Below are 25,039 nucleotides of genomic sequence, written 5' to 3'. Positions count from 1 at the left end.
GGAGCCGAGGTCCGGCGTCGATACGCTGACCCCATGCCTGCTGCCGCGCTGCCCGACACCGCCCCTTCCACGGATCGGCCGCCCGTGCTGATCGTCGTCGCGATGGACGAGGAGGCGGCGCCGCTCCTGTCCCGCCTCGAGGATGCGCGCGAGCTCCCGGTGCCCTTCCCCGGGGCCGCGCGCCCCGTGCGGGCGAGCGCGGGGGTCCTCGCCGGGCGCCCCGTGGTGGTGGTGACCGCCGGGATCGGGATCGCGGCGGCATCGGCGGCGGCGACGTGGGGAGTGCTCGCCTGGACGCCGCGCGCCGTGGTCGTCGCCGGCTCCGCCGGGGGGCTCGCGGCCGATGTCGAGGTGGGCACCGTCGTCGTGGGCACCGCGTTCCGCTACTCGATCGCCGATGCGACCGCGTTCGGCTACGCCCCCGGGCAGGTTCCGGGCCAGCCCGAGACCTTCGCCGCGGATCCGGCGCTCTCCACGGCCGCCGAGGAGGCCGCCCGGGAGGTCGCACCGTCCGTCCGCTCGGGCCTGATGCTCTCGGGCGATGCCTTCGTCACCGCGCCGCTGGCCGACCCGATGCGCATCCGGCATCCCGGCGCGCTGTCGGCGGACATGGAGACCACGGGCATCGTGCAGGTGTGCACGGCATTCGCGGTGCCGGTCACGGCGGTGCGGGCGATCTCGGACCTGTGCGGCCCGGCCGCCGGCCAGCAGTTCCACCTCGAGCTCGACGTGGTCGCGGAGACCTCGGCGGCGGCGACGACGGCGCTCGTCGGACGGCTCTGACCCACGGCCGCACGGCAGGGCACGGCTCGGCACCGCGACGCACCGCACCGCACTTGCCATGCCGTGCCGTGCCGATCCGCACCGTGCCGATCCGATGACGAACTGCCCCCCGGCCGTGACGGAGGCCCCCGCCCTGGCGTTCCAGGGGGGGGGCCTCCGACGTCGAGACCGGTCAGGCCGAGGTCATCGGCCCGTCCGACGGTCGCGGTGCCGAAGCGCCCGACCGTCGAACCGGCGGCTCAGTCGTCGGCGCGATGCGAGGGGGTCGCGCCCGCGTCCGTGCCGGCAGCGCGCAGCACGCCGCCGTCCGCGTGGGTGCTGCGCAGCGTGGTGGCCTTGTTCGGCTCGCCGGGGGCCGCGTCCTCCACCCCGTTGGTGGTGGTGTGCAGCTGGAACGCCTCGCCGCCGTGCTCCTCGATGGCCTGGGCGACCGACTCGGTGAGCACGTGGCGGGCCAGCTTGCCCTGGATGATCAGCGGGTCGCGGGAGAGGTCCTTCCACAGCGACACGCACAGCAGCAGCATCACGATCACGAACGGCAGCGCCGAGACGATGGTGATGTTCTTCAGGCCGTTCAGCGCCTCGGACGGGTCCGAGCCTCCGGCCAGCAGCATCACCGCGGCGACGGCACCGGTGGCGGTGCCCCAGAAGATGATCAGCCACTTCTTGGGCTCCTCGGCACCGTTCTCCGAGAGACCGCCCATGACGATCGAGGCGGAGTCCGCGCCGGTGATGAAGAAGATGGCGATGAGGACGACCGTCAGGACGATCAGCACGAGGTGCACCCATCCGGGCACGGGGAGATCGCGGAGCAGGTCGAACAGGACGAGGTCGAAGTTCAGGTCGTCCACGGAGGCGACGACCTTCTCGGCCGCGTTCCCGGTGGCCTCGGCACGCTGCTGCAGGCCGATGGCCCCGCCGCCGAAGATCGAGAACCACAGGATCGAGATGCCCGAGGGCACCAGCAGCACGCCGGTCACGAACTGGCGCACGGTGCGTCCGCGGGAGATGCGCGCGATGAACAGGCCCACGAAGGGGCTCCAGGTGATCCACCAGGCCCAGTAGAAGACGCTCCAGCTGGCCAGCCAGTCGCTGACGTCCTGGCCGCCGCTCGCGCCGGTGCGCGAGGCCATCTGCGGCAGGTCGCCGATGAAGGCACCCAGCGTCGAGGGGATGATGTTCAGGATGAACAGCGTGGGGCCGCCGATGAAGACGATCACCGCCAGCAGCACCGCGAGCACCATGTTGATGTTCGAGAGGTACTGGATGCCCTTCTCGATGCCGGAGACCGCCGAGGCCACGAAGCACGCGGTGAGCACGGCGATGATCACGACGAGCACGGGGCTCTGGACCTCGTCGAGGATGCCTGCCGAGGTGATGCCGCCGCCGATCTGCAGGGCGCCCAGGCCCAGGGAGCACGCCGAGCCGAACAGCGTGGCGAGGATGGCCAGGATGTTGATGACCTTGCCGCCGGTGCTGTAGACGACCTTCTCGCCGAACAGGCCCGCGAACAGGGCCGAGAACAGCTGCGAGCGTCCCAGGCGGAACGTGCCATAGGCGATGCCCAGGCCGACGATCGCGTACATGGCCCAGGGGTAGAGGGTCCAGTGGAACGCGGTGGTGCCCATCGCCGTGGCCGCGGCCTGCGCGGACTCGGCGTCCACGGTGTTGGGCGGGGGCGAGAGGTAGAAGAACAGGGGCTCGCCGACGCCGTAGAAGACGAGGCCGATGCCCATGCCGGTCGCGAACATCATCGCGATCCACGAGGATGTCTTGAACTGCGGGGCCTCGCCGTCCTTGCCGAGCGGGATGTTGCCGAACTTGCTGACGGCCACGACGATAACGAAGATCGTGACGAGGCTCGCCGCGATGACGAACAGCCAGCCGAAGTTGGTGATCGTGCCGGCCAGCAGGGCGCTGGACACGCTGCCCAGGTTGGCGGGGCTGATGACGCCCCACACGACGAAGGCGACGGCCAGGGCGCCGGCGACGTAGAAGACGATCTTGTCGAGTCCGGGGCGCTGGGGCACCTGGTCCGGGTCGTTGGCGTGGTCGAGCTGTTCGAGTAGGTCCTTGGTCTCCGTGCTGCTCATAGTCCCCTCAGGTCTCATTAGCGGTACGGCCCCAGGCGATGTCCAGCGCGACATCAGCCGGGCGGGTTACGGGGCACGGCCGTCCACGATAGCGAGCGCCTGCACGGTGTGCAGGAATCGTGGAGGCCGACGGATCGTTCAGTTGACGCGGTGCAGGAACGCCGTATCCTTCGCGCCCGCGAGCGCGCGGACGTTGTGGGCAATGCGCTCGTCGGCCCCGACGGGGCGCCCGCCTGCGGCGTGCGGGGTCAGCAGCAGACGCGAGGAGTCCCACACGGGGTCCTCCGCCGCAGGGGGCTCGGGATCGGTGACGTCGAGCGCGGCACCGGCGATGGTCCCGGCCTCGAGCGCCGCCAGCAGCGCCGCCTGGTCGAGCGTCGCTCCGCGGCCTACGTTCACCACGAGCGCTCGCTCGGGGAGGGCCGCGAGCACCTCCGCGTCGATCGCGTGGCGGGTGGCGTCCGAGGCCGGCAGGATGTCGATGAGGACGTCCGTGCGGCCCAGCTCCTCGCGGACGTCCGCGTCGGCGATCACGGGGAACCCGGAGCGCTCTCCGGCGCTGCGGGCCACGCCCGTGACGTGGGCGCCGAGCGTCCGCAGCACGGGGGCGAGGGTCTGGCCGATCTCCCCGAAGCCCCAGATGAGCACGCGGGCGCCGAGCAGGGTGGTCACCCGGTCCCCGGGATGCAACGGCTGCAGTCCGCCGATCTCGGAGGACCATTCATGGCGCTCCTGGGCGGCGATGGACTCGGGCAGGCGCCGCACGAGGGCGAGGATCAGCGCGAGGGCGTGCTCGCTCACGGTCGCCGAGTGCAGCCCCGCGCCGCTCGCGATGACGACGTCGTCGCGGAATCCCGCGGCGAGGATCCCCTCGACCCCGGCGGCGAGGGACTGCACCAGCCCGAGCTCCGGGAGGTCCTGCGCGGCGGAGGCGAGGTGGCGCTTCGAGGAGCCCCAGACGACGAGGGCCCGCGCATCGTGGTGCTCGGCGGGGATCTCGGCGCGGGCGTCGACGACGACGGACTCCCAGCCCGCGGGGAGCTCGGGGTGCAGGGGCATGGTGTCCGGCAGCAGGATCTTCATGGGTCGAGACTAGGCGGCTGGCCCCACTCACGACACGACCCGTCCCGGGACGCTCGATAGCCTGGGCGCATGGGGAGTCGTCAGCGCGCACGGCGCGCCGCGGGGTCGGCGACCCCGCTCCCCCGTGTCGGGGCGATCTCCGTGCCGAGGGCCGGCTCCACGGCGCGGCTCCTCCAGCGACCGGGACCGGGCGGCCTGCTCGGGGCCGGCACCGCGACCTGGATCTCGACCAGTCCGAGCCTCCTGCCCCGCACCTGGTGGATGTGGACGGCGAACGTGGCCCTGTCCCAGGTGTACGGCTACGCCGTGGGTGCTGTCGGAGAGAGGGCCGTGCGAGCCATCGGCCGTCGAGCGGGCCGAGTGTCCGGTCCGCGAGCGGGGCGTGCAGCCGGTTCGCGCGTCCCCGGGCCCGTGACCGGAGGCGGACGCCTGCTCCTGGACGCCGCGCTGCTGGGCATCACCGTCCATTCGTGGACCCGGGGCGCCCTGCGCCAACGGGAGGTCGCCGAGCTGCTGGGCCTGCGCCCGGCCCCGCTCCGCGAGGCGGTGATCGGCGCGCTCACGGGCACGGCCCTCAGCAGCGCCACCGTGCTCGGCGCGCGGGCGGTGACGGCCCAGACGGTGTTGCTGCGGGCGGCGCTGTCCCGGGTGCTCCCTCCGCGGGAGGCCCGGCTGCTGGCCGCCGTGCTCAGCGCCGTCGGCGGTGCGCTGCTGGCCGACCACCTCGTGCGGTCCGAGCTGCTGGGTCGTGCCCGCGACCGCGCCGAGCGCGCCAATGCCCGCCTCACTCCCGGGCTGCGACCCCCGACGTCGGCGCGGCGCTCCGCGGGCCCCGGATCGCCGCAGACCTGGGCGGGGCTCGGGGCCGCAGGTCGCCGCATCGTCTCCGGCGGTGCCGACGCCGCGACCATCGCCCGCGCCACCGGTCGTCCCGCGCGCGAGCCGATCCGGGTCTACATCGGCCACCGTCCCGGGCGTCCGCTCGCGGCCGCGGTCGAGGCGGTCCTGGCCGAGCTCGACCGCACCGGCGCCTTCGACCGCGGGACCCTGGTGCTGTTCACCGGGACCGGGACGGGGTGGCTGCAGGAGTGGTCGCTGTCCGCGGTCGAGTTCCTCACCGGCGGGGACTGCGCGTGCGCCGCCATCCAGTACTCGGTGGCCTCGAGCGCGATGGCGACCATCACGGATCGCCGGACCCCGAGAGCGGCGGGGCGCCAGCTGTTCGAGGCGGTCGAGGCACGGCTCGCGTCGATGCCCCCGGAGGATCGGCCGCGCCTGTTCGTCTCCGGGGAGTCCCTGGGCGCCTACGGGGGCCACGCGGCGTTCGCCGACGGGGAGGACCTGCTCGCGCGCGTCGACGGCGCCGTGTGGACCGGCACCCCGGCCTTCACCCCGATCCTCGCCGATGCGGTGCGTCGCCGCCCGGAGGGCTCCGCCGCGGTCGCTCCCCGCGTCGCCGACGGCCTCCACGTGCGGGTGGCCACGAGCGGCGGCGAGCTCGAGCGCGACGTCACCGGGCACCGGTACGGGCCGTGGGAGCACCCCCGGGTGGTCTATCTCCAGCACGCCTCGGACCCGGTGGCCCGATGGAGCCCGGACCTGCTGTGGCGGTCGCCGGCCTGGCTGCGCGAGCGGATCGGCCACGACGTGACGCCCGCGATGCGCTGGTTCCCGTGGATCACGTTCTGGCAGGTCGCCGCCGACATGCCGCTGTCGGCGACGGTCCCGCCCGGACACGGCCACGCCTACCAGGACGAGCTGCTGCCCGTGTGGGCCGCGGTGCTGGGCATCGACCCGGGCGAGCGCGCCCCGGCGATCATCGCCGCGATCCGCGACCACGCGCTGCCCGGGTGACCCGGGACCCCCGGCCCGGGACGGCGGGCGCCGACGAGTAGCGTGGTCCCATGCCCCACGACCCGGCGGACCGCCACGAGGACCTCGGCATCGCGCTGCTGGCCCTGCTCACCGAGGCGCCCGCTACGCCTGCAACCATGCGGGAACACCTCGTGACCAGGCGGCACGACCGCGTCGTGGCCTGGGACGATGCCGCCCTCGCGGCGGCCCTCGACCACCTCGCGGCGGACGGCCTGGTCGCGGCGACCGATCCCGCCACGGGTGCCCTCTCCCCCACCACGGCGGGTCGGGAGGCCCTCGTCGCGTGGACGGCGGACACGCTCGCCGAGCACGTGCCGTCCCGGCCCGCCTTCGACCTCGCCCTGCTCACCGCGCACGCGGTCCCGCCCGTCGTGGCCCGCGAGGCCTTCGCGCGCCGCCTCGCCGAGCTCGACGACGCGACCGGCCAGCTCACCACCCGCATCCGCACCTCGTCGCGGCGCGGCCTCTCGGAGGCCTACTGGATGCAGGCCGATCACCGCCGGGCATTGCTGGTCGCCGAGTTCACGTGGCTGTCCCGCCTCGTGGAACGGATGGACGCGGGCGAGCTGACCTGGGAAGCAGGCGACGCCCCGGAGAGCCCGCCGGAGTCGGTCTGACCTGCGGCGCACCGTCCGGCGCACGAGGGCGTTCCTTCGACGGGCCCCGCTGAGACACCGTCGGCTCGACCCGTCCGCTCCCCCTGCGCCGCATCGAGGCGCGCCGTCCTCGACGCCCCGGAGAGGTTCCTGAGGCACCTGGGCTGACGGGACGAGTGGGCCTGCCATGGGCCTCCCGAGATCTCCCTCTTGACCCCGACGCAGCGTCACGGTCTGTGCTGTGGGCATGAAGATCGTGCCCATCGTCTATCTGGCGTCCTATCTGCTGTCGCTGCTCGGCAACTCCATCGCGGGCGTGGCCCTCCCGCTCATCGTCCTGCAGGTCACCGGGAGCGCCCTCGGTGCCGGTGCCGTCGCCGCGGCGACCGCCCTCCCCGCCGTGGCCGCGGGCCTGTTCATGGGGGTGGTGATCGACCGCATCAATCGCCGCACCTCCTCGGTGATCACCGACCTCGTCTCCGCGGCGGCCATCGCCGCCCTGCCGGTCGTCGACCTCGTCACCGGGCTGTCGCTGGGATGGTTCGTGCTGTTCGGGGTGCTCGGCTCGCTCGGGGACGTGCCCGGGATGACGGCCCGCGAGGCGCTGCTGCCGGCGGTCGTGCGGCACAGCGGCCTCCCCGTCGAACGTCTGATGGGGATCCGCGAGGGACTGGGGGCGGTCGCCCTCATGCTGGGGCCCGCCGCCGCGGGCATGCTCATGGTGCTCTTCGACGGGTCGACGGTGCTGTGGGTGACGGCCGGGACGTCGCTCGCCGCGGCGCTGCTGACGCTGCTGATCCCGCGGGTCGTGGGTGTGATCCCGCGGGAGGAGGTGTCCGCCGCGGCACCGCGAACGACCGGTTGGGCGCAGCTCAAGGACGGCTGGCGCGTCCTCCTGCACAGTCCGTTCCTGCTGGCCACGACCGCGCTCAGCCTGGTCACCGTCGTCGTGATCGCCCCCTTCCAGGGCCTGGTGCTGCCCGTGTTCTTCACGCTCGAGGGACGGCCGGGGTTGCTGGGCTTCGTGCTCACGGCGCTCGCGGTGGGCATGCTCATCGGCGCCGGGATCTATGCGGTGCTGGGCACGCGAGGGCCGCGCCGGGCGTGGTTCCTGGTGGGGCTCGCCGGCTGCACCGTCGGGTTCGGGATCATCGCTGCGCTGCCCTCGGTGTGGATCGTCCTGGTGGGTGCCTTCGTGGTGGGGCTGTCCAACGGCCTCTTCGGCAGCCTGATCGGGGTGCTCATGATCGAACGGATCCCCGAGGCGATGCGCGGGCGCATCATGGGCACGCAGAACGCGCTGATGACGGCGGCGCCGCCGCTGGGGATCGTGCTCGCGGCCGTGGTCACCGAGGTGGCCGGCGTCCGCACGGCGGCGATCGTGGTGGCATGCGTGTGGCTGGCCGCGCCCTCGCTCGGGCTGCTGGCGCCGTCCCTGCGTAGGCTGGAGAGCCCGGAGCCCCCGGCCCCGGGGCCTGAGGAGGCGATGGCCGATGCGCAGCGCTGAGCTGGCCCGCCTGGCCGATGTGAGCGTCCGCGCGCTGCGGCACTACCACCAGCTGGGCGTCCTGCCCGAGCCCGAGCGCGGGTCCAACGGCTACCGCGCGTACGACGTGCACGACCTCGTGCGGGTGCTGCGGATCAAGCGCTTGGCCTCCCTGGGGATCCCCCTGGACCGGATGCCCCAGCTGCTCGACGGTGCGCCGGCCGACGTGGCCACCACGACCGCCGCGCCCGCAGGACCCGCCTCCGGATCGGCCACGCTCCTGGACGAGCTGGACGCGGAGCTGGCGGCCCAGATCGAGCGCCTGACCCGCAGGCGCGAGCTCATCGCCCGGCTCCGCACCCACGGCACCGCGCTCGACATCCCGCCCGAGCTCGCTCCCTTCGTCGCGGTCTTCCAGGGTGACGAGGTCACGCCCGAGATCGCCCGCGTCGACCACGACCAGTCCGTGCTGCTGGCCCACTTCGTCGACGAGGAGGGCATGACGCACCTGTCCCACCTGTACGCGCGGATCTCGGCGCCCGACCTCGCGCCGTCCGTCTCCGCCTTCTCGGCCCGCTTCGGCGCACTCTCGGCCGACAGCCCCGACGCCGAGGTCGAGCAGCTGGTCGAGGAGTTCCTCGCGATCTTCGGTCCGGTGCTCGCAGAGTTCGCCGACGAGGGCGCCGACATCGACGTCGGGGGTGCCTCGGAGCTGTTCGCGGCCCACACCCGGGACGTGCTCGCCGAGCCCCAGCTGCGCGCTATCGCGGAGATCGGCAGGCGGGTCGACGAGGGCTGGGCGGCCCACGGCCGGTCGCCCGGCTGAGAGCAGCACCCCGCCCGCACGTGCTCGCCGGGGTGCCGCAGGAGGCATCATGGACTGCCCTCACGACGTCCGTCGCGCGGGTCTCCGATCCCCGAGGTACCCCCGCCCATGTCCGTCCCCGCTCCGGCGTCCGACTCCTTCCTCGCGCGGGTCCGCGCCGAGCAGCTGCCCACCCGTCTCGACTGGCACGCCCGGGACACCATCGCGGTGCTCGCGGTGCCCGCCATCTTCCTGGGAGGCTGGCTGTCCGGGCTCGTGAGCACGGATCCCGGGCCGCGGGTCGTGGCCGACACCGCCCTGCGGATCGTCGTGTTCGCGGTGCTGGTGGTGGCCAACGCCCCGATGCTCGCCCGGCACTGGCGGGCGTTCCGTCGCGCCACCTGGCGCAGCATCGGCCTCGTGATCGCGGGCATGGTCGCGATCCAGGTGGTCATCAGCGTGCTCGGCGCCGTGCTGCGCGCCGCCGGCGCGGGGACGTCGGGTGGTGCGGACGCGTCCGCAGGCTCCGCCGACACCGCGACGCTCGCCTTCGGGATCCTGCTCTTCGCGTCCCTCGGGCCGATGGTGACGGCCCTCATCGAGGACTTCACCTTCCGACACACGCTCATGCTCACGCTGCCGGTGTGGACCAGCCCGCTGCTCGCCGCGCTGGTCGTGCTCGCCAATACCCTCGTGTTCGGCGCGATCCACATCCACAGCTTCGGCGGCCACTGGCTGCTGACGCTGCCCTACGCCGGGGCGGGGCTGCTCATGAACCTGGTCTACCTGTGGACCCGCAACGTGTGGCACGTGCTGCTCATGCACGGGCTCAACAACCTCCTGCTCGCCGGCCCCGTGACGCTCCTGCTCGTGACGGTTCTGCAGAGCGCGGTGGGCTGACCAGGGAGCGGCACCGCTCGTGTGCCGTGCATGCTCCACGATCTTGGCGCGAAAGGAATACCCGCGCCTGCAACTTCGTTGGAGCCTCACGGGTGCCCCCTGCGCATCCGTGCCCGCACGCCCCGACGGAAGGAGCACCCCGTGGTGCCGCACCTCTTCACCCCGATCACCCTGCGCGACCTGACGATCCGCAACCGCGCCTGGGTCCCGCCGATGTGCCAGTACTCGGTGGACGCACGGGACGGCATCGCGACCCCGTGGCACCTCATGCACTACGGGTCCTTCGCCCGGGGCGGCGCCGGCGCCGTGATCATCGAGGCCACGGGGGTGCTGCCCGAGGGTCGCATCTCCCCCGAGGACCTGGGGCTGTGGGACGACGCCCAGCGCGACGCGCTCGTGCCCGTCGTGGACCTCGTCCACTCCCAGGGCGCCGCGATCGGCATCCAGCTGGCCCACGCCGGCCGCAAGGCCTCGACCGCGGCCGCGTGGGGCACCCCGCGACCGGGTGCCTCGCTCACCCCCGCCGAGGGCGGCTGGGAGACCGTGGGACCTTCCGAGCTCGCCTTCGAGGGGCTGACGCGGCCCGCGGAGCTCGGCGAGGCGGGCCTCGATGCCGTCGTCGCGGCGTTCGTCGCCTCCGCCCGCCGCGCCGTCGAGGCCGGCTTCGACCTCCTCGAGCTGCACGGCGCCCACGGCTACCTCCTGCACGAGTTCCTCTCCCCGCTCAGCAACCACCGCACCGACGAGTACGGCGGCGACCTGGCCGGCCGCGCCCGCCTGCTGCTGCGCGTGGCCGATGCCGTCCGCGCCGAGATCCCCGCGGGCATGCCCCTGCTGGTGCGGCTGTCGGCCACCGAGTGGGTCGACGGCGGCTTCGACCTCGAGGAGGCCACCGAGGTCGTGCGCCTGCTGGGTGAGCACGGCGTCGACATGGTCGACGTTTCCTCCGCCGGCAACACCGCCGACGCCACGATCCCCGTCGGCCCCGGCTACCAGACACCGCTGGCGGCGCACCTCAAGGCCGCCACCGAGGTCCCGATCTCGGCCGTCGGCCTGATCGAGGACCCCATCCAGGCCGAGCACGTCCTGGCCACCTCCCAGGCCGATGCCGTCCGCGTGGGGCGGGCCTTCCTGCGGGACCCCTCGTGGGCGGTGCACGCCGCCGTGGCCCTTCGTGCCGACGTCGGGATCGTCCCGCCGCAGTACGACCGGGCGTTCCGGGGCCTCCTCCCGCGCCGCTGAGAGGTCTTGGGAGAGGTCCGCGCAGGTCGCGGCCGCACCCCGTGCCTTTGGTCCTGATCGACTCCTGGGAATGCCCCTAGGTTCGAGGCATGAAGACCGTGAGCAAGCTGACCGTCGTCGGAGCCGGAGCCGTCGGATCGAGCGTCGCGTATGCGGCGATGATCCGCGGCGCGGCCCGCCATATCGCCCTCTACGACATCGCCCCGGAGAAGACCCGCGCCGAGGTGCTCGACCTCGCCCACGGCGCCAAGTTCGTGGGTGCCACCGAGATCACCGGCGGCAGCGACATCGCCGTGACCGCGGACTCCGACGTCGTGGTCATCACCGCCGGGGCCAAGCAGAAGCCCGGCCAGACCCGCATCGAGCTGGCCGCGACCAACGCCCGCATCATGGGTTCGCTCATGGAGCAGCTGCTGGCGGTGTCCCCCGACGCGATCTACGTGATCGTCTCCAACCCCTGCGACGTCCTGACCATGCTGGCCCAGGAAGCCAGCGGGCTCCCCGCCGAGCGCATCTTCGCCTCGGGCACCACGCTGGACTCCTCGCGCCTGCGCTGGGAGATCGCGCGGCGCGCGGAGGTCTCGGCCTCGAGCGTGCACGCCGTGATCGTCGGCGAGCACGGCGACACCGAGTTCCCGCTGTGGTCGAGCGCCCGGATCGGCACCGTGCCGCTGCTGGAGTGGACGGTCCGCGGTGAGAGCGTGTTCGACCCGGCCCTGCTGGACCAGATCGCCGTCGACGTCCGCGACGCGGCGTACACCGTGATCCAGGGCAAGGGCGCGACGAACTACGCGATCGGCCTGTCCAGCACCCGCATCGTCGAGGCGATCCTCAGCGACGAGAACGCGATCCTGCCCGTGGCGCCCGTCCTGAGCGGCATCGCCGGGATCGACGGTGCGGCCCTGTCCGTGCCGTGCATCGTCAACCGCAGCGGCGCCCACCCCATCCCCGCGACGCCGTTCTCCGATCACGAGCTCGAGCTGCTGCACCGCTCGGCCGCCTCGCTGCGCGAGGTCGCCGGCACCCTGCGCAGCTGACGACCGCGCCGGGTGCGCCTCCTGCGCACCCGGCGTCGCGCACTCTCCCCCATCCGCCACCGACCGGACCTCCCGCGTCGGCCCTCCTCGAGGACCCACCCCCATGTGGACACAGAACATCGACCCGTTCGGCAACCCGCTGCTGTCGGGTCTCGTCGCCGCCCTCCCGATCATCGTCTTCCTGCTGTGCCTGATGGTCTTCAAGCTCACCGGGCTCAAGGCCGGTCTCATCGCCCTGGCCGTCGAGGTCGTCGTGGCCCTGGTCGTCTTCGGCATGCCCGTGGGCTCCGTCGCGGGCGCGTCGCTGGCCGGGACGCTCACCTCGCTGTGGCCCATCGCCGTGATCATCGTGATGGCCGTGTGGCTCTACCGCCTGAGCGTGGTCTCGGGCCGCTTCGACGTGATCCGCTCCTCGATCAGCGCGGTCTCGGCCGATCAGCGCATCCAGGTGCTCATGATCGCCTTCGCCTTCGGCGCCTTCCTGGAGGGGGCGGCCGGGTTCGGCGTGCCCATCGCGATCTGCGCGGCGCTGCTGGTGCAGCTGGGGTTCGGCCCCGTCAAGGCCGCCATGATCGCCCTGGTGGGCAACGTCGCCGCCGGCGCGTACGGCGCGATCGGCGTGCCCGTGATGGTGGGCGCGCAGGTCGCCGGGATGGACGTGCTGGACCTCTCGCGCGCCATGGTGGTGGTGCTGCAGCCGCTCACCCTCGCCGTGCCGTTCCTGCTCGTGCTGATCCTCGACGGCGTGCGGGGCCTCAAGGAGACCCTTCCGGCGACGGTCACCGTGACGCTCGTGTTCAGCGGTGTGCAGGCCGGCGCCCTGTGGTTCCTGGGCCCGGAGCTCGCCGACCTCGGCGCGGGCCTGTGCGCGCTCGTCGCGCTCATGGTGCTGAGCCGCTTCTGGTCGCCGCGCCGGATCTTCCGCGAGGGCGGCGGCGAGATCCCGGCGCTGGACTCCCCCTCGCCCCGGCAGTTCCTCGTGGCGTGGAGCCCCTTCTACATCCTCACCGCCTTCATCCTGCTGTGGTCGATCCCGGCCGTGAAGTCGCTGTTCACCGAGGGGGCGCTGGCCGGGACCACCCTGTCCGTGCCGATCCCCGGGGTGACCGGCCAGATCACGACCGCCTCCGGCGCGGTGGTCCAGTCCACCTGGACGTTCGCGATCCTCGGGGCCACCGGCACCGCGATCCTGCTGGCCGTGCTGGTCACCTTCCTCACCACCCCCCAGGTGGACGTGCGGACCCTGTTCGCCGAGCTCAAGGGGGCGCTGGTGATGCTGTGGAAGGCGATCGCGCTGATCACCGTGATCCTCGTGCTCGCCAACATCGCCAACTACTCCGGCGGCTCGAACGCGATGGGCACGGCGCTGACGGGCGTGGGTCCGATCTTCCCGCTCATCGCGCCGATCATCGGCTGGATCGGCGTGTTCCTCACCGGTTCGGTGGTCAACAACAACACCCTGTTCGCCCCGCTGCAGGTGGCCACCGCCCAGGGGATCGGCGTGGCCCCGCCGCTGCTGGTGGGCGCCAACACCGCCGGAGGCACGGCCGCCAAGGTGATCTCCCCGCAGTCCATCGCGATCGCCGCCGGCGCCGTGGGCCTCAGCGGCCGCGAGAGCGAGATCATGCGGGCGTCGATCGGCTACAGCCTCGCGATGCTGGGCGTGCTGTGCGTGTGGAACCTGGTGCTCGCGCTGCTGTGAGGGGGACGCGGCGTGCGCGTCAGCCGTCCGTGCGGCTGTCGGCGCGCACGAGCGCCACGACCGCCGGCGTCACCGGCCGGCCGTCGTCATGAGACCCGTCGGCATCGCCGGTCCGCCACCGTCACACCGCGGTCGTCCTCACGGGGCCGATCCGGTCGCGACCTCGCGCGTCGGGTCCGCGCTCCACTGCGACCACGAACCGGGCAGCAGCCGCGCGCCCACCAGGCCGGCCCGTTCGAGGGCCAGCAGATTGTGGGTGGCGGTCACCCCGGACCCGCAGTAGACGATCACCTCGTCCTCGGGGTCCACGCCCGCGGCCGTGAAGCGCTCCCGCAGGGCATCGACGGGCAGGAAGCGACCGTCCCCGTCCACGTTGCCCGCGAACGGCACGTTCAGAGCGCCGGGCACGTGCCCGGCGCGGGGGTCGATGGGTTCGGTCGCCCCGCGGTAGCGCTCGGGGGCGCGGGCGTCGATCACGAGGAAGTGCCCGGAGGCCACCTCGTCGGGGGTCGCGACGACCTCGACGTCCCAGGCGCGTGCCGTGAACGTGCCCGGCTCGGGGCGCTCGTCGACGACGGACAGCTCGACGCCGATCACGCCGCGCAGGCCGCCGTCGAGCAGGGCCGCTTCGACGCCGAGGGCTCGGAGCATCCACACCAGGCGGGACGCCTGCGAGCCGTCGGTGTCGTCGTACGCCACGACCAGGGAGTCGTCGTGCAGGCCCGCGCGGCGCATCGAGGCCGCGAAGTCCTCCGGGGCCGGCAGCGGATGACGGCCCTCGGCGGCGCTCGGCGGCGCCGCGAGCTCGGTGCCGAGATCCACGTACACGGCGCCCGGGAGGTGCCCTGCGAGGTACGTGGCGTGCCCCGTGGATCCGTCGAGCGACCAGCGCACGTCCAGCAGGATCGCGCCGTCGGGGACGGACTCGAGGACGGGGGCGATGGTCGGGTGGCGTCGCGTCATGGCCTCATCGTAGGCCCGACGTGCGTCGACGCCGGGAACCCCGCGGTCAGGGCTGGGCGTCCAGGGCGTGGTTGAGCTCGCGCAGGAATCTCGTGACGACGCCGCGCTCGGCGGGGGTCAGCGATGCGGCGACCGCGAGCATGCGGGCATGCATGGCGTTCAGGGTCCGATGGACCTCCTCGCTGCCTGCGGCGGTGGGATGCACGGCGGTCGAACGGCGGTCCTCGGGGTGCGCGGACCGCTCGGCGTACCCGTCCCTGACCAGCCGATCCACCAGGACGCTCACCGATGCCGGGCGGATCCCGAGATGCCGCGCCAGATCCTGCTGCCGCAGGACCTCGCCGCGCGCCTGGGCCGCCAGCAGCAGACGCAGCGCCGTGAGGTCCTTCTCCCCCATGCCCATGTCGTCGCGGACCTTCGAGCGCATGCGGGCGTTGGACTCGCGGTAGAGGCGCAGCTCATGGAGCAGGTCGAGGGCATCGACGGGCGGGTGCTCGACGGGAGGGAAGAAGTACCCGCTGCTCGCGGGCCGCTCCTCCGCGTCGCCGTCCATGTCCGCTCCTGGGTGGTGGTGCTCCGTCGGGCTCCTGCTCTGCACGGAACCCGCCTCCATGATAGGCGGGCGCTCGTCCCGGCTCATCGCGAGATCCCCGCCCGAGGTCAGCGCCCCGCGAGCTGCGGAGCCGTCCGCGCGAGGAACCGGCGGATCTCGGTGGCGGTCTCCTCCGGGCGTTCCAGGGGGATCTGATGTCCGGTCCCGGCGAGCTCGACGAAGGTGGCCATCGGCAGCGAGTGCGCCTGGAGACCCGGCTGGGCCGAGCTGCCGAGCGCCTCGTCCTGATCCCCTCCGAGCACCAGGGCGGGCAGCTCGATCGCCCCGACCCGGGCGCTGAAATCCTCTGTGCTGCCCGCGACCAGCCATCGCGTCCATGCCCGGGGCGAGGACCTCATGAAGGTGTCCACGGCGATCCGATGGCGACGCTCGGGCAGGTCGCGGGCGCAGTCCTCGGCGAGGAACTGCGCGGCGCGCCGCCTGGTCAGCCCCTCCCGGCCCCAGGACAGCATCTCCTCGCGCCGGGCCTCGGGCATCGGCTCGGGCTGTGCCGGGGAGGGTGCCAGGAGGATCAGCCCGGAGGGCTGGAACGTCGCGTACGGGAGGTCCCGCAGGGCGGCGGCGACGGTCAGGGCGATCTTGCCGCCCATGCTGTGCCCGAGGAGGTACCAGGGACCGGAGCCGACCTGCGGGACGGCCTGCATGGCCGCCTGACCCATGACGCGGAGGCCGCCGCCACCGGGCGTCGACGCGCGGTCGCCGAAACCCGGGAGGTCGATGGCGACGAGATCGACGTCGTCGCCGAGCGCCTCGCGCAACGGTCCGAAGGTGGACGCCGTGCCGCCGAGTCCGTGCAGTGCCAGCACGGTGATCGTGGGGCTCATCGCGGACCGCCTCCTCCGGGTGACGTCGTTCGCTTGTCTAATAGTTAGACAGACTAGTGATCCGATAGGGTGATCGCAACCGACCACCCCGGGCCTCGGAAGCGGACACCGACCTAGGGCCCCGGCGAAGGAGAAGGGCGCCCCATGCCAGCCAGCAGCACCACGCCGGACACGACGATCAGCACCTCCACGTCGAGGTCCGCCGACGGATCGCGCACCTCGCCCACGGAGCAGGTCGTGCTGCTGGACGACCGGGCCGTCGCCATCGGCACCGTCGACAAGGCCGAGGTCCACACGACCAGCACGCCGCTGCACCTGGCGTTCTCCGTCCACGTCCGGGATCCCGCCACCGGACGGGTGCTCATGACGCGGCGCGCCCTGGGCAAGAAGACCTGGCCCGGTGTGTGGACCAATGCGTTCTGCGGGCACCCGATGCCCGGGGAGGCGATGCCGGCGGCGATCGCACGCCGCGCCGCCCAGGAGCTGCACCTGTCCGCGGACGCCCTGTCCGCTCCGGTGCCGGTCCTCCCCGACTTCCGCTACCGCGCCGTCGATGCGGGCGGGATCGTCGAGAACGAGGTCTGCCCCGTCCACGTGGTCGACCTCCTCATCGACAGGGCCGATCTCCCGGCGCCGCAGACCTCCGAGGTCATGGACGTGGCGTGGGCGCGCTGGGAGGACGTGTGCGCGACGGCCGCGTCGCTGCCGCACCTGCTGAGCCCGTGGCTCGTGCTGCAGGCCGCCCAGCCGGACCTGTCCCGCGCCCTCGCCGGCTGAGGAACGGACCCGTCAGCGCAGCCGCACGTCCACGTACACCAGACGGTGGTCCGAGGCGCCCACGAGGTCCGCGCCGTCCTCGCCCTCGCACGGCCAGAACACGCCCGTGTCGGTGACCCGCAGGTCCGTGGACGGCAGAACGTAGTCCACGCGCAGGTTCCCGGGGCCGGGGTCATCGGTGAAGTCCGAGGTGTCGTACCGCGAGCGGGTCCGGTGCTCCGCGTTCGCGCCGCCCTGCGCGCGGGCGGCCTCGACGGCGCCGCGGCTCGCAGGCCGCGGGTCCTGGATGCGGGGATGCTCGAGGAGCTGCTGGATCGCACCGGGCCAGGAGTCCCCGTCGCGCGGGTCGGAGTTGTGATCCCCCAGCACGACGAAGGACTCGCGACCGCCCAGTCCGCCGCGCACACCGGCGTCGTCCACGATGTAGCGTGCGCGGCGACCGGGTCGAAGGTAGTCCGCCCAGAGCCGGATCTCGTCGTGGTTGCGCCGTCCGTTGCGGTCCTCGGGGCCGTCGAAGCTGGGCGGCGTGGGGTGGTGCGCGAGCACGTGCAGGGTCGTGCGGCCGAACGTGACCGGCACGTCCCAGTGGGACTTCGAGGACAGCCGCAGGCGCGGCACCTGCTCCGGCGTGTAGTAGTCGGTGGGGATGAGGTTGTCGGGCATGGAGGACCACAGCAGGTTCTGGAAGGTCCGCACCCGGTCGGTGTCGATGGGATGGCGCGAGAGCACGAGCATCCCGTACTGCCCGGGGAACAGTCCGAAGCCGTACGCGTCGTCGCCCCCGCCGATCGTGCCGTCCTGGTTCAGGTCCATGCCGCTGGGCACGCCGGTGTTCACCGGCGCGGTGAAGGCGTAGGGGTAGATGACGGGCTTCTGCCCCCGCTGGGGCACCTCGAGGTAGTGGCGGCGGAACAGGTCCGCGGCACGATGCTCCTCGTCGACGTCGAACTCGTTGATCAGGACGATGTCCGGGGCGTTGCGCTGGATGATCTCGGCGACCTGGCGCGCCTGGGCGTTGTCGGGAGTCGAGAGGTCGCTGATCAGCTGCCCTGCGGCGCCGCGGTTCAGGGACGCGTTGTAGGTCGCGATGCGGACGGATCGACTCCCGTGCCCATGGCCGCCGCCCCCGACGCGGACCGCGGCGGGGGCGATGGGGGCCGAGGGCGCGGCGTGCGCGGCGGTGGGGGCCAGGGCCAGTCCGGCGACCGAGGCGACGAGGGCATGGCGGCGGGTGAGACGAGGAGTCATGCCCTCCATCCTCACAAGCGACGGTGGCGCCCGGGAGGCATCCGGATGAATCCGTGGCGACGCACCCCACCGGTGCCAGACTGGAGGGCATGAGAATCGCATTCCTGGGCACCGGGCGGATGGGCACCGAGCTCGCCCTCCGCCTCCTCCCCGTGCACGAGCTCACCGTCTGGAACCGCACCCGCTCGCGCACGCAGCGCCTCGCGAACGCCGGGGCGCAGGTCGCGGACACCGCGGCCGAGGCCGTCGCCGGCGCGGACGCCGTCGTGACCAGCCTGTTCGGTCCGAGCGCCGTCCGCGAGACCGTCATCGACCCCGGTCTGATCCCCGACGGCGTGCCGTGGCTGGACACCTCCACCGTCTCCCCGGCCGACGCCGAGGCCTTCGCCGCGGCCGTCCCCACCTATGTGGCCGTGCCCGTGGTGGGGACCCTGGGCCCGGCGCGCGCCGGGAAGCTGGGCGTGTACGTCGGCACCCGGGACGCGGTCCTGCGCGAGCGCGCCGTGGACCTGGCCCGTCCGTGGGCGGATCCCGACCGCCTGCACGGCGTGGACACCCCGGCCAAGGCGGCGGCCGGCAAGCTCCTGGCGAACCTCGCGCTCGCGGTCAGCGCCGAGGGTCTGCGCGAGGCCCTGGCCCTCGGGGACGCGTGCGAGCTGGAGCCGGCCGAGACCCTCGACATGCTGCAGAGCACGGGACTCGCCTTCATCGCCGGGATGAAGGGGCCGTTCGTCCGGGGCGAGCGCGACAGCGCCGACGGCGACTTCACGGTCGACGCGATCGCCAAGGACACCGGCCTCATGCTCGATGCGGCGGGCATCGACCTGCCCGCCGTACGCGCCGCCCGCTCCTCGCTCGAGCACGAGCAGCAGGCCGGCCGCGGCTCCTACGACTTCTCGGCGATCCTGCGCCCGCAGGGCTGACAGCACCCCTGGGCCCCGTTCCCGTGCCGCTCGCAGGCGGGGTGCTACTCGGGGATGTCGCCGAGGCGTCGCTCGATCGTCTCGAGGCGGCCCGAGATCGTCCGGAGCTGTTCGGCGAGGTCGCGGTGGGACGCGTCGAGCGCCGCCGCGGCCTCCCGCTGTCGCCGCCCGATGCTCCGCGCCACCCGGATCACGGCGGCCACGACCAGCAGCGCCGGAAGGAGGATCATCAGGAGGACGACGACCTCCTGGAGGGAGATTCCCAGCAGTCCGGGGGCGATGTCCATCGGCTTCCTTCTTCCGGTCCAGGGCGGAGGTGCACGTCACCGGGAGTCCGTGCGGGAACTGTATGCCCTCCGCTGGGGGCGAGGGCCGTCAGCCGTGGATCCCGAAGCTCTCGAGGCGTCGTCGTTGGCCGCTGTCCTGCAGCGCGAGCAGCTGCGCGTAGATCCCGCCGGACGCGGCGAGCTCGGCGGGGGTGCCGATCTCGTCGATGCGGCCGTCGCGGATCGTGACGATCCGGTCCACGCCCGCGATGGTCGACAGGCGGTGGGCGATGATCAGCGAGGTGCGGTCGGCCATGAGCTCGTCCAGGCCCGCCTGGACGCTGCGCTCGGCCCGGGTGTCCAGCGCGCTGGTGGCCTCGTCGAGCACCAGGATCGGCGCATCCTTGAGGATCGCGCGGGCCACCGCGATCCGCTGACGCTGCCCGCCGGACAGCCGCAGGCCCCGCTCCCCGATCACGGTCGCGTAGCCGTCCGGGAAGTGCTCGATGAAGCGATCGGCGTTGGCGCGCCGGGCGGCCTCGCGGATCTCCTCGGGACTCGCCCCGGGCCGGCCGTAGGCGATGTTCTCCTCGATGGTGCCGGAGAACAGGCTCGCGTCCTGGAAGACGACGCCGATGCTGCGGCGCAGCGGTTCGAGCGCCAGCTCGGACACGTCGCGCCCGGCCACCCGCACCGTCCCGCTGCCCACCGGGAACAGCCCCAGCAGGAGGTTCACGATGGTGGACTTGCCGCCGCCGGACTCCCCCACGAGCGCGACCTTCTCGTGGCGCCCGACGGTGAAGGAGACGTCATGCAGCACGTCCTCGCCCTGCTCGTAGGCGAAGGACACGTGCTCGAAGGCGATCGACGGCGCGCCCTCGACGGGGTGAAGGGCGGCCGCCGGGTCCGCATCGGTCTGCTCGGGCTCCGCCTCGACGACCACGCCGGTGCCTGCATCGACGCTGACGAGGCGGCGTCCGTCCACGGGGGTGTCCATGACCCGGAAGTAGTCCTTGGAGCCGGCGATCGCGTGCTGGGAGGCGTCGATCACCCAGCTCATCGACTGCACGGGATTGCGGGCCATCGCCATCAGCTGCACCAGCAGCACCATGTCGCCGAGGGAGAAGGCGCCCTGGGCGGTGCGCACGAAGATGATCACGTAGATCCCGAAGAACACGAGGTTCAGCGCTCCCAGGCGCAGCACGTCCATGCGGTGCCAGTGGGTCGATTGCGCGCGGGTCAGGGCGTCGGTGCGGCGGAACCGCCGGGTGAACAGCTCGAGCTCGCCGCGCTCGCGCACGAAGGACTTGACCACCCGGATCTGGCCGATCACCTCGGCGAAGCGGCCGCCCGCGAGGTCGACCTCGGTGTTCTTCTCCCCCTCCAGCCGCTGCCACCTCCGGGAGGTCAGTGCGGTCAGGCCGATGTAGACGGGGGTGATCACCAGCAGCAGCACCGCGAGCGGCCAGGCATAGATCCCGGAGATCACGAGCACCGCGAGCGTCGTGATGAGCATGCTTGCGAAGGAGTTGGAGAACGTCTTGGCGAAGCTCGTGACCTCCGCGATCGACCGGTTCAGGCGGGAGACGATGGTGCCGGTCAGCTCGGTGTCGAACCAGCGCTGGGGCAGGTTCAGCAGCTTCTCGAAGTAGCGCACCGAGAGGATCGTGCGCATCCGGTTGGACATGACGTCGCCCAGCCAGCCGCCGACGTTCGAGACGACGGTGGTCACCAGCTCGGCCATCAGCAGGGCTGCGGCCAGCACGATCACCGTGGTCACGGCGCTGCTGACCGTGAGGCGCCCGCCCACGGTGTCGGTCACGGTGTCCGTGGCCCGGGCGATGATGAACGGCACCGCGAGCCCCGCCGCCGCGGTCACGACCGAGCAGACGAGGATTCCGAGGTAGAGCGGCCAGAGGGTGCGGGTGAAGCGGATGATGTGGAGGAGGGACGACACGGGTCGAGACTACTGGCGACCTCAGACGACCCAGGCGTTCACGGAGCCGTGCTCACAGCCACCCGTTGTCCGTCGCCTCCCGCACGGCCTCGGCGCGGTTGGTGACGCCCAGCTTCCCGATCGCGTTGGAGATGTGGTTGCGCACGGTCCCTTCGGACAGGAACACCCGGGCGGCGACGTCCGCCGTCGTCCCGCCGAGCGCGGCGGCCCGCAGCACCTCGCCCTCCTTGGGGGTCAGCGGGCTCGGCCCCGTGGCCAGGGACTGCGCGGCCAGGTCCGGGTCCACCACCCGCAAGCCCTGCTGCACGCGCCGCACCGCATCGACCAGCTGCTCGACGGGGGCGTCCTTGACCATGAATCCCTGGGCGCCGGCCTCGAGGGTGCGGCGCAGATAGCCGGCCCGGCCGAAGGTCGTGAGCACGATGATCCGGGTGCGCGGCGCATCCGGTCCCTGTCGGCGCTGGTCCAGCCGCCGCGCCACATCGATGCCGTCCTCGGGCGCATCGGGGCCGTCCCCCGGCGGCATCTGCACGTCGAGCAGGAGCACGTCGGGGGCCACCCGGTCCACGAGGGCGATCGCGTCCGCGCAGGTCGCCGCCTCGCCGAGGATCTCGATGTCGCTCTCGAGACGCAGCAGGGCTGCGAGACCACCGCGGAGGATGGCCTGGTCATCGGCCAGGGCCACGCGGATCGCGCGCGGCGCCGACGGGTCCGGCGAAGGATGTGCCCGCTCGCCCGCGGCGGCACCTGCACCCGTCGAGATCCTCGAATCCGTGGCCGGATCGGCGCCCGTGCCTGTGCCTGCGCCCGTGCCGGTTCCCGTGCTCATCGTCGTCCTCCATCGTCCGTGTCCGTCGACAGCCGGGCGTCCAGCAGCGTCCCACCGTCGTGCCCGGATCCGACGGTCAAGGTTCCGCCAGCCTCCTCGACCCGTCGGCGCAGGCCGTCGAGCCCCGTCCGGGCCGCGCCGTGCGCGATCCCCACGCCGTCGTCCTCGATGCTCACGCCGTGGGGGTCCAGGTCGATCCGGCAGCGGGTGGCCTGGGAGTGGCGCACGACGTTCGTGACGCCCTCGCGCACCACGTAGCCCAGCAGCTCGGCGTCTGCGTCGTGCAGGACGGGGAGGGAGACGGGGGTGGCCGGCTCGATCCCGGCTGCGGTCAGGACGCTGCGGGCCGAGGCGATCTCCGCCGCGGCGCGCACCTGCTGCATGCCGCTGGCCGTCGCGCGGACGTCCGCGAGGGACTGCCGGGCGATCCGTTCGATCTCCTGGATCTGCGCCCGGGCGGCGTCGGGATCGATGTCGACCAGACGTTTCGCGAGCTGCGCGGAGACCGTGATCGTCGTCAGAGAATGCCCCAGGATGTCGTGGAGATCCCGGCCGATCCGCTCGCGCTCCGCCGAGACCGCGAGGACCGCATTGCGCCGCTGCACGGCCTCGAGCGCATCCTCCAGGATGCCCTTGTGGATCGAGGCGGCGATCCCCAGCCCCAGGGCCACACCGGCCAGATCCAGCACGACCACCACGGTGTTCTCGGTCGCGATCCCGTAGGCGAGGCCCGCGAGGCCGATCACGAGGACCGCCACCCGACCCCAGACCCACGGCAGGGCGATCGCGTGGCCCATGAGCACGAACATCACGAGGTAGGCGATGTCGCCGTGGATCACGAGGGCCAGGAGCGCGAGGACCAGCCACATCATCCCCAGCCATCCCGCCGTCGCGCGGAGGCCGTAGCGCCGTACGGCCCCCGCGAAGGCGAAGAGGACCCCGAAGAGGAGGCACAGCACGGTCGCGGTCAGCGCCCGCACCCAGCTGAGCTCGGTCCAGGCGGGGACGATCACGAACAGCAGGAAGACGAGGGAGGGGGCCGAGTACCGCACGGTGTCCGACCGCCAGCTCCCGGTGAGGAGCTCGCGGAGGTCGAACCGCTCGGGCGCGGAGCATTCGAGCTCGCGCACCGTCGGGCGCTTCGAGGTCGCGGGCGGGGTGCTCGTGGTGTCCATGCTGCTCACCTCCTCTCGTGCGTCGTCGTGATTGTGCCAGGCGCGGTGCCGGGCCGGCCGGTCACCGGCGCGAGCTGCGCGCGGCCCGGCGGAACAGGAGCGCGACGACGGCCATCAGCGCCAGGGCCCAGACCGCGAGCACCACGACGGCCTGTCCGGGGACGTCCCCACCCAGCGTGGCCCAGTGGCCCAGCTGTCCCACCCAGTAGGTGGGCGTCCCGCGCGCGATGGTCTTCAGCCAGTCCGGGAAGAACTCGTAGGGGAACCAGAGGCCGCCGGCGATCGACAGCGCCATCAGCACGATGGTCGAGGCGCCCTGGACGGCCCGGGGCGGCAGGACCAGGCCCAGCGCGAGGCCCAGGACGATCATCGGCACGATCGCGGCCCACAGCACCAGCACGCCGACCACGGCGGAGGCCAGCGGGATGTCGACCCCGCCGACGGTCATGCCGACGACGAACACCGCCACGAGCGCCGGCAGCATGATCACGAGTGCGGCGACGATCTTGCCGAACACGAATCCTCGGGGGTTCAGCCCGGCCACGGTGAGCTGGCGCAGCCAGCCGTTGGCGCGCTCGATCTGAATGGTGGCGCCGGCGTTCAGCGCGCCGCCCAGGGAGCCGTAGGCGGCCATGTTGGTCATGATGGTCACCCCCGCGATCCCGCCGGAGCTCGTGCCGTAGATCGCGTTGAACATGAGGAACATGACGACGGGCAGCGCGACGGTGAAGAACACGAAGGCTCCGTCACGGAGGGTGACGGCGGTGGCGCTGCGCGCGTAGCGCAGGGCGCGGGTGGTCTGGGAGAGGGGCCGCGCGCTCGAGGTGGCACGGGCCGGGGCGAGGGCGGCAGAGGCTGATGCGGTGCTCATGGCAGGACTCCTGGTCCGGTGCGTCGGGTCAGCGGTGGGTGAGCTGGAGGAACGCGTCCTCGAGGCTCGGGGAGGCGACCTCGATGCCGTGGACGAGCCCCCGGGAGACGGGTCCGTCGGCGGCGAAGAGGGCGCCCAGCGTGGCATCGGAGTCGGCGCTGGCCAGGCGCGAGCGCCCGTCCTCCAGGCGGGTCACGGAGGTGACAGCGGGCAGGGCCGCGAGGGCATCGGCGTCTCCGGCGAGGGTGATGACGCGACCTCCGAGCACCTGCTTGATCTCCGTGCCGGTGCCGTCGGCGACGATCCGTCCGCCGTTCATGACGACGATCCGCTGGGCCTCCTGGTCCGCCTCCTCGAGGTAGTGGGTCGCGAAGACGATGGTGCGACCCTCGGCGGCGACGTGGCGCATGCGATCCCAGAACGCTCGGCGGGTCTCGACGTCCATCGCGACGGTCGGCTCGTCCAGCAGGATCACGTCGGGGTCCGGCAGCAGCGCGAGCGCGAACCGCACCCGCTGGGCCTCGCCGCCGGAGAGCTTCGAGGTGGACTTCTTGAGCAGGTGGGCGACGTCGGCGCGCTCGACCACCTCCTCGAACGCGAGGGGATGCGCGCACACCCCGCCGACGAGGTGCACGAGGGTGCGCACGGGGATGTCCTCGAGCAGGTGCCCGTTCTGGAGCATCGCGCCGACCAGGCCGTTCTCGGTCGCGGTCCGCGGGGACTGCCCGCACACCCGCACCGTGCCGTCGTCCGGCGAGGTCAGGCCCAGGATCATCTCGGTGGTGGTGGACTTGCCGGCGCCGTTGGGGCCCAGCAGCGCGAGGATCTGCCCGCGCGGGATGGTGAGGTCCAGGTGGTCGACGGCCGTGAGGTCGCCGTAGCGCTTGGTGAGGCCGGTGAGCGCGACGGCCGGGGTCCTCGCGGGGCTCGGCGCGGGGCCGGCGGGTGCAGGTGCTGTGGTCATGGCACGACCCTCGTCCACCGCGCGCGG

General features: G+C 72.8%; 23 protein-coding genes. 11 read left to right on the top strand and 12 right to left on the bottom strand.

What is annotated here, in order from left to right; translation table 11 throughout:
• Positions 1 to 33: 33 nt before the first annotated feature.
• The gene (gene mtnN / locus ACT3TZ_RS09055; protein ID WP_444583081.1) at positions 34 to 783 is read left to right on the top strand and encodes a 5'-methylthioadenosine/S-adenosylhomocysteine nucleosidase; all 750 of its coding nucleotides are present in this window, start codon (positions 34 to 36) and stop codon (positions 781 to 783) included.
• A 239-nt stretch (positions 784 to 1,022) separates the two neighbouring features.
• On the opposite strand, the gene ACT3TZ_RS09050 is transcribed toward mtnN, so the two are convergent.
• Positions 1,023 to 2,876, bottom strand: a complete 1,854-nt coding sequence (locus ACT3TZ_RS09050) for a BCCT family transporter (protein ID WP_444583080.1) — start codon at positions 2,874 to 2,876, stop codon at positions 1,023 to 1,025.
• Between the two features lie 138 nt (positions 2,877 to 3,014).
• A complete protein-coding gene (locus ACT3TZ_RS09045; RefSeq protein WP_444583079.1) occupies positions 3,015 to 3,959 on the bottom strand; it encodes an NAD(P)-dependent oxidoreductase in 945 nt (314 codons plus the stop codon).
• A gap of 69 nt (positions 3,960 to 4,028) precedes the next feature.
• On the opposite strand from ACT3TZ_RS09045, the gene ACT3TZ_RS09040 reads away from it, so the two are divergent.
• The 8 genes from ACT3TZ_RS09040 to ACT3TZ_RS09005 all read left to right on the top strand — a co-directional run bounded on the left by ACT3TZ_RS09040 (position 4,029) and on the right by ACT3TZ_RS09005 (position 13,602).
• The gene (locus tag ACT3TZ_RS09040; RefSeq protein ID WP_444583078.1) at positions 4,029 to 5,813 is read left to right on the top strand and encodes an alpha/beta-hydrolase family protein; all 1,785 of its coding nucleotides are present in this window, start codon (positions 4,029 to 4,031) and stop codon (positions 5,811 to 5,813) included.
• 50 nt (positions 5,814 to 5,863) lie between these two features.
• Positions 5,864 to 6,451: a hypothetical protein gene (locus ACT3TZ_RS09035; RefSeq protein WP_444583077.1), complete on the top strand. Its 588-nt coding sequence runs from the start codon at positions 5,864 to 5,866 to the stop codon at positions 6,449 to 6,451.
• 226 nt (positions 6,452 to 6,677) lie between these two features.
• Entirely contained in the window at positions 6,678 to 7,937 is a 1,260-nt protein-coding gene (locus ACT3TZ_RS09030; RefSeq protein ID WP_444583076.1) for an MFS transporter, read from the top strand.
• Positions 7,924 to 8,742 (top strand): MerR family transcriptional regulator, encoded by an 819-nt coding sequence (locus ACT3TZ_RS09025; RefSeq protein ID WP_444583075.1) that lies wholly within the window; start codon positions 7,924 to 7,926, stop codon positions 8,740 to 8,742. Before ACT3TZ_RS09030 ends, ACT3TZ_RS09025 begins: the two co-directional genes overlap by 14 nt.
• 108 nt (positions 8,743 to 8,850) lie before the next feature.
• Complete coding sequence (locus ACT3TZ_RS09020; protein ID WP_444583074.1) at positions 8,851 to 9,621, top strand: CPBP family intramembrane glutamic endopeptidase; 771 nt, start codon at positions 8,851 to 8,853, stop codon at positions 9,619 to 9,621.
• A gap of 144 nt (positions 9,622 to 9,765) precedes the next feature.
• Positions 9,766 to 10,863, top strand: coding sequence for an NADH:flavin oxidoreductase/NADH oxidase (locus tag ACT3TZ_RS09015; protein WP_444583137.1), 1,098 nt, complete (start codon positions 9,766 to 9,768; stop codon positions 10,861 to 10,863).
• 89 nt (positions 10,864 to 10,952) lie between these two features.
• Complete coding sequence (locus tag ACT3TZ_RS09010; protein WP_444583073.1) at positions 10,953 to 11,900, top strand: L-lactate dehydrogenase; 948 nt, start codon at positions 10,953 to 10,955, stop codon at positions 11,898 to 11,900.
• A 103-nt stretch (positions 11,901 to 12,003) separates the two neighbouring features.
• A complete protein-coding gene (locus tag ACT3TZ_RS09005) occupies positions 12,004 to 13,602 on the top strand; it encodes an L-lactate permease (protein ID WP_444583072.1) in 1,599 nt (532 codons plus the stop codon).
• 138 nt (positions 13,603 to 13,740) lie between these two features.
• Here the strand turns inward: ACT3TZ_RS09005 and ACT3TZ_RS09000 are convergent, their stop codons facing one another.
• From ACT3TZ_RS09000 to ACT3TZ_RS08990, 3 genes are all read right to left on the bottom strand, one after another.
• Positions 13,741 to 14,565, bottom strand: coding sequence for a sulfurtransferase (locus tag ACT3TZ_RS09000; RefSeq protein WP_444583071.1), 825 nt, complete (start codon positions 14,563 to 14,565; stop codon positions 13,741 to 13,743).
• Positions 14,566 to 14,611: 46 nt separating this feature from the next.
• Positions 14,612 to 15,118 (bottom strand): MarR family winged helix-turn-helix transcriptional regulator, encoded by a 507-nt coding sequence (locus ACT3TZ_RS08995; protein WP_444583070.1) that lies wholly within the window; start codon positions 15,116 to 15,118, stop codon positions 14,612 to 14,614.
• A gap of 107 nt (positions 15,119 to 15,225) precedes the next feature.
• A complete protein-coding gene (locus ACT3TZ_RS08990) occupies positions 15,226 to 16,002 on the bottom strand; it encodes an alpha/beta fold hydrolase (RefSeq protein WP_444583069.1) in 777 nt (258 codons plus the stop codon).
• Between the two features lie 144 nt (positions 16,003 to 16,146).
• On the opposite strand from ACT3TZ_RS08990, the gene idi reads away from it, so the two are divergent.
• The gene (gene idi, locus ACT3TZ_RS08985) at positions 16,147 to 16,779 is read left to right on the top strand and encodes an isopentenyl-diphosphate Delta-isomerase (RefSeq protein ID WP_444583068.1); all 633 of its coding nucleotides are present in this window, start codon (positions 16,147 to 16,149) and stop codon (positions 16,777 to 16,779) included.
• A 12-nt stretch (positions 16,780 to 16,791) separates the two neighbouring features.
• Here idi and ACT3TZ_RS08980 read toward each other — a convergent pair whose 3' ends face one another.
• Positions 16,792 to 18,027: an endonuclease/exonuclease/phosphatase family protein gene (locus ACT3TZ_RS08980; protein ID WP_444583067.1), complete on the bottom strand. Its 1,236-nt coding sequence runs from the start codon at positions 18,025 to 18,027 to the stop codon at positions 16,792 to 16,794.
• An 89-nt stretch (positions 18,028 to 18,116) separates the two neighbouring features.
• On the opposite strand from ACT3TZ_RS08980, the gene ACT3TZ_RS08975 reads away from it, so the two are divergent.
• The gene (locus ACT3TZ_RS08975; RefSeq protein WP_444583066.1) at positions 18,117 to 18,950 is read left to right on the top strand and encodes an NAD(P)-dependent oxidoreductase; all 834 of its coding nucleotides are present in this window, start codon (positions 18,117 to 18,119) and stop codon (positions 18,948 to 18,950) included.
• A gap of 44 nt (positions 18,951 to 18,994) precedes the next feature.
• On the opposite strand, the gene ACT3TZ_RS08970 is transcribed toward ACT3TZ_RS08975, so the two are convergent.
• The 6 genes from ACT3TZ_RS08970 to ACT3TZ_RS08945 all read right to left on the bottom strand — a co-directional run bounded on the left by ACT3TZ_RS08970 (position 18,995) and on the right by ACT3TZ_RS08945 (position 25,012).
• Complete coding sequence (locus ACT3TZ_RS08970; protein WP_444583065.1) at positions 18,995 to 19,237, bottom strand: hypothetical protein; 243 nt, start codon at positions 19,235 to 19,237, stop codon at positions 18,995 to 18,997.
• 88 nt (positions 19,238 to 19,325) lie between these two features.
• A complete protein-coding gene (locus tag ACT3TZ_RS08965; protein WP_444583064.1) occupies positions 19,326 to 21,173 on the bottom strand; it encodes an ABC transporter ATP-binding protein in 1,848 nt (615 codons plus the stop codon).
• Positions 21,174 to 21,225: 52 nt separating this feature from the next.
• The gene (locus ACT3TZ_RS08960; RefSeq protein WP_444583063.1) at positions 21,226 to 22,002 is read right to left on the bottom strand and encodes a response regulator; all 777 of its coding nucleotides are present in this window, start codon (positions 22,000 to 22,002) and stop codon (positions 21,226 to 21,228) included.
• Positions 21,999 to 23,177 (bottom strand): sensor histidine kinase, encoded by a 1,179-nt coding sequence (locus ACT3TZ_RS08955; RefSeq protein ID WP_444583062.1) that lies wholly within the window; start codon positions 23,175 to 23,177, stop codon positions 21,999 to 22,001. Before ACT3TZ_RS08955 ends, ACT3TZ_RS08960 begins: the two co-directional genes overlap by 4 nt.
• Before the next feature lie 61 nt (positions 23,178 to 23,238).
• Positions 23,239 to 24,048, bottom strand: coding sequence for an ABC transporter permease (locus ACT3TZ_RS08950; RefSeq protein WP_444583061.1), 810 nt, complete (start codon positions 24,046 to 24,048; stop codon positions 23,239 to 23,241).
• Positions 24,049 to 24,076: 28 nt separating this feature from the next.
• Positions 24,077 to 25,012 (bottom strand): ABC transporter ATP-binding protein, encoded by a 936-nt coding sequence (locus ACT3TZ_RS08945; protein ID WP_444583060.1) that lies wholly within the window; start codon positions 25,010 to 25,012, stop codon positions 24,077 to 24,079.
• Positions 25,013 to 25,039: the final 27 nt, after the last annotated feature.

The organism is Brachybacterium sp. AOP25-B2-12, assembly GCF_052378625.1.
Classification (GTDB): Bacteria; Actinomycetota; Actinomycetes; order Actinomycetales; family Dermabacteraceae; genus Brachybacterium.
Note: the sequence above shows the minus strand (reverse complement) of the source record. Positions and strands in the feature narration are given on the sequence as shown.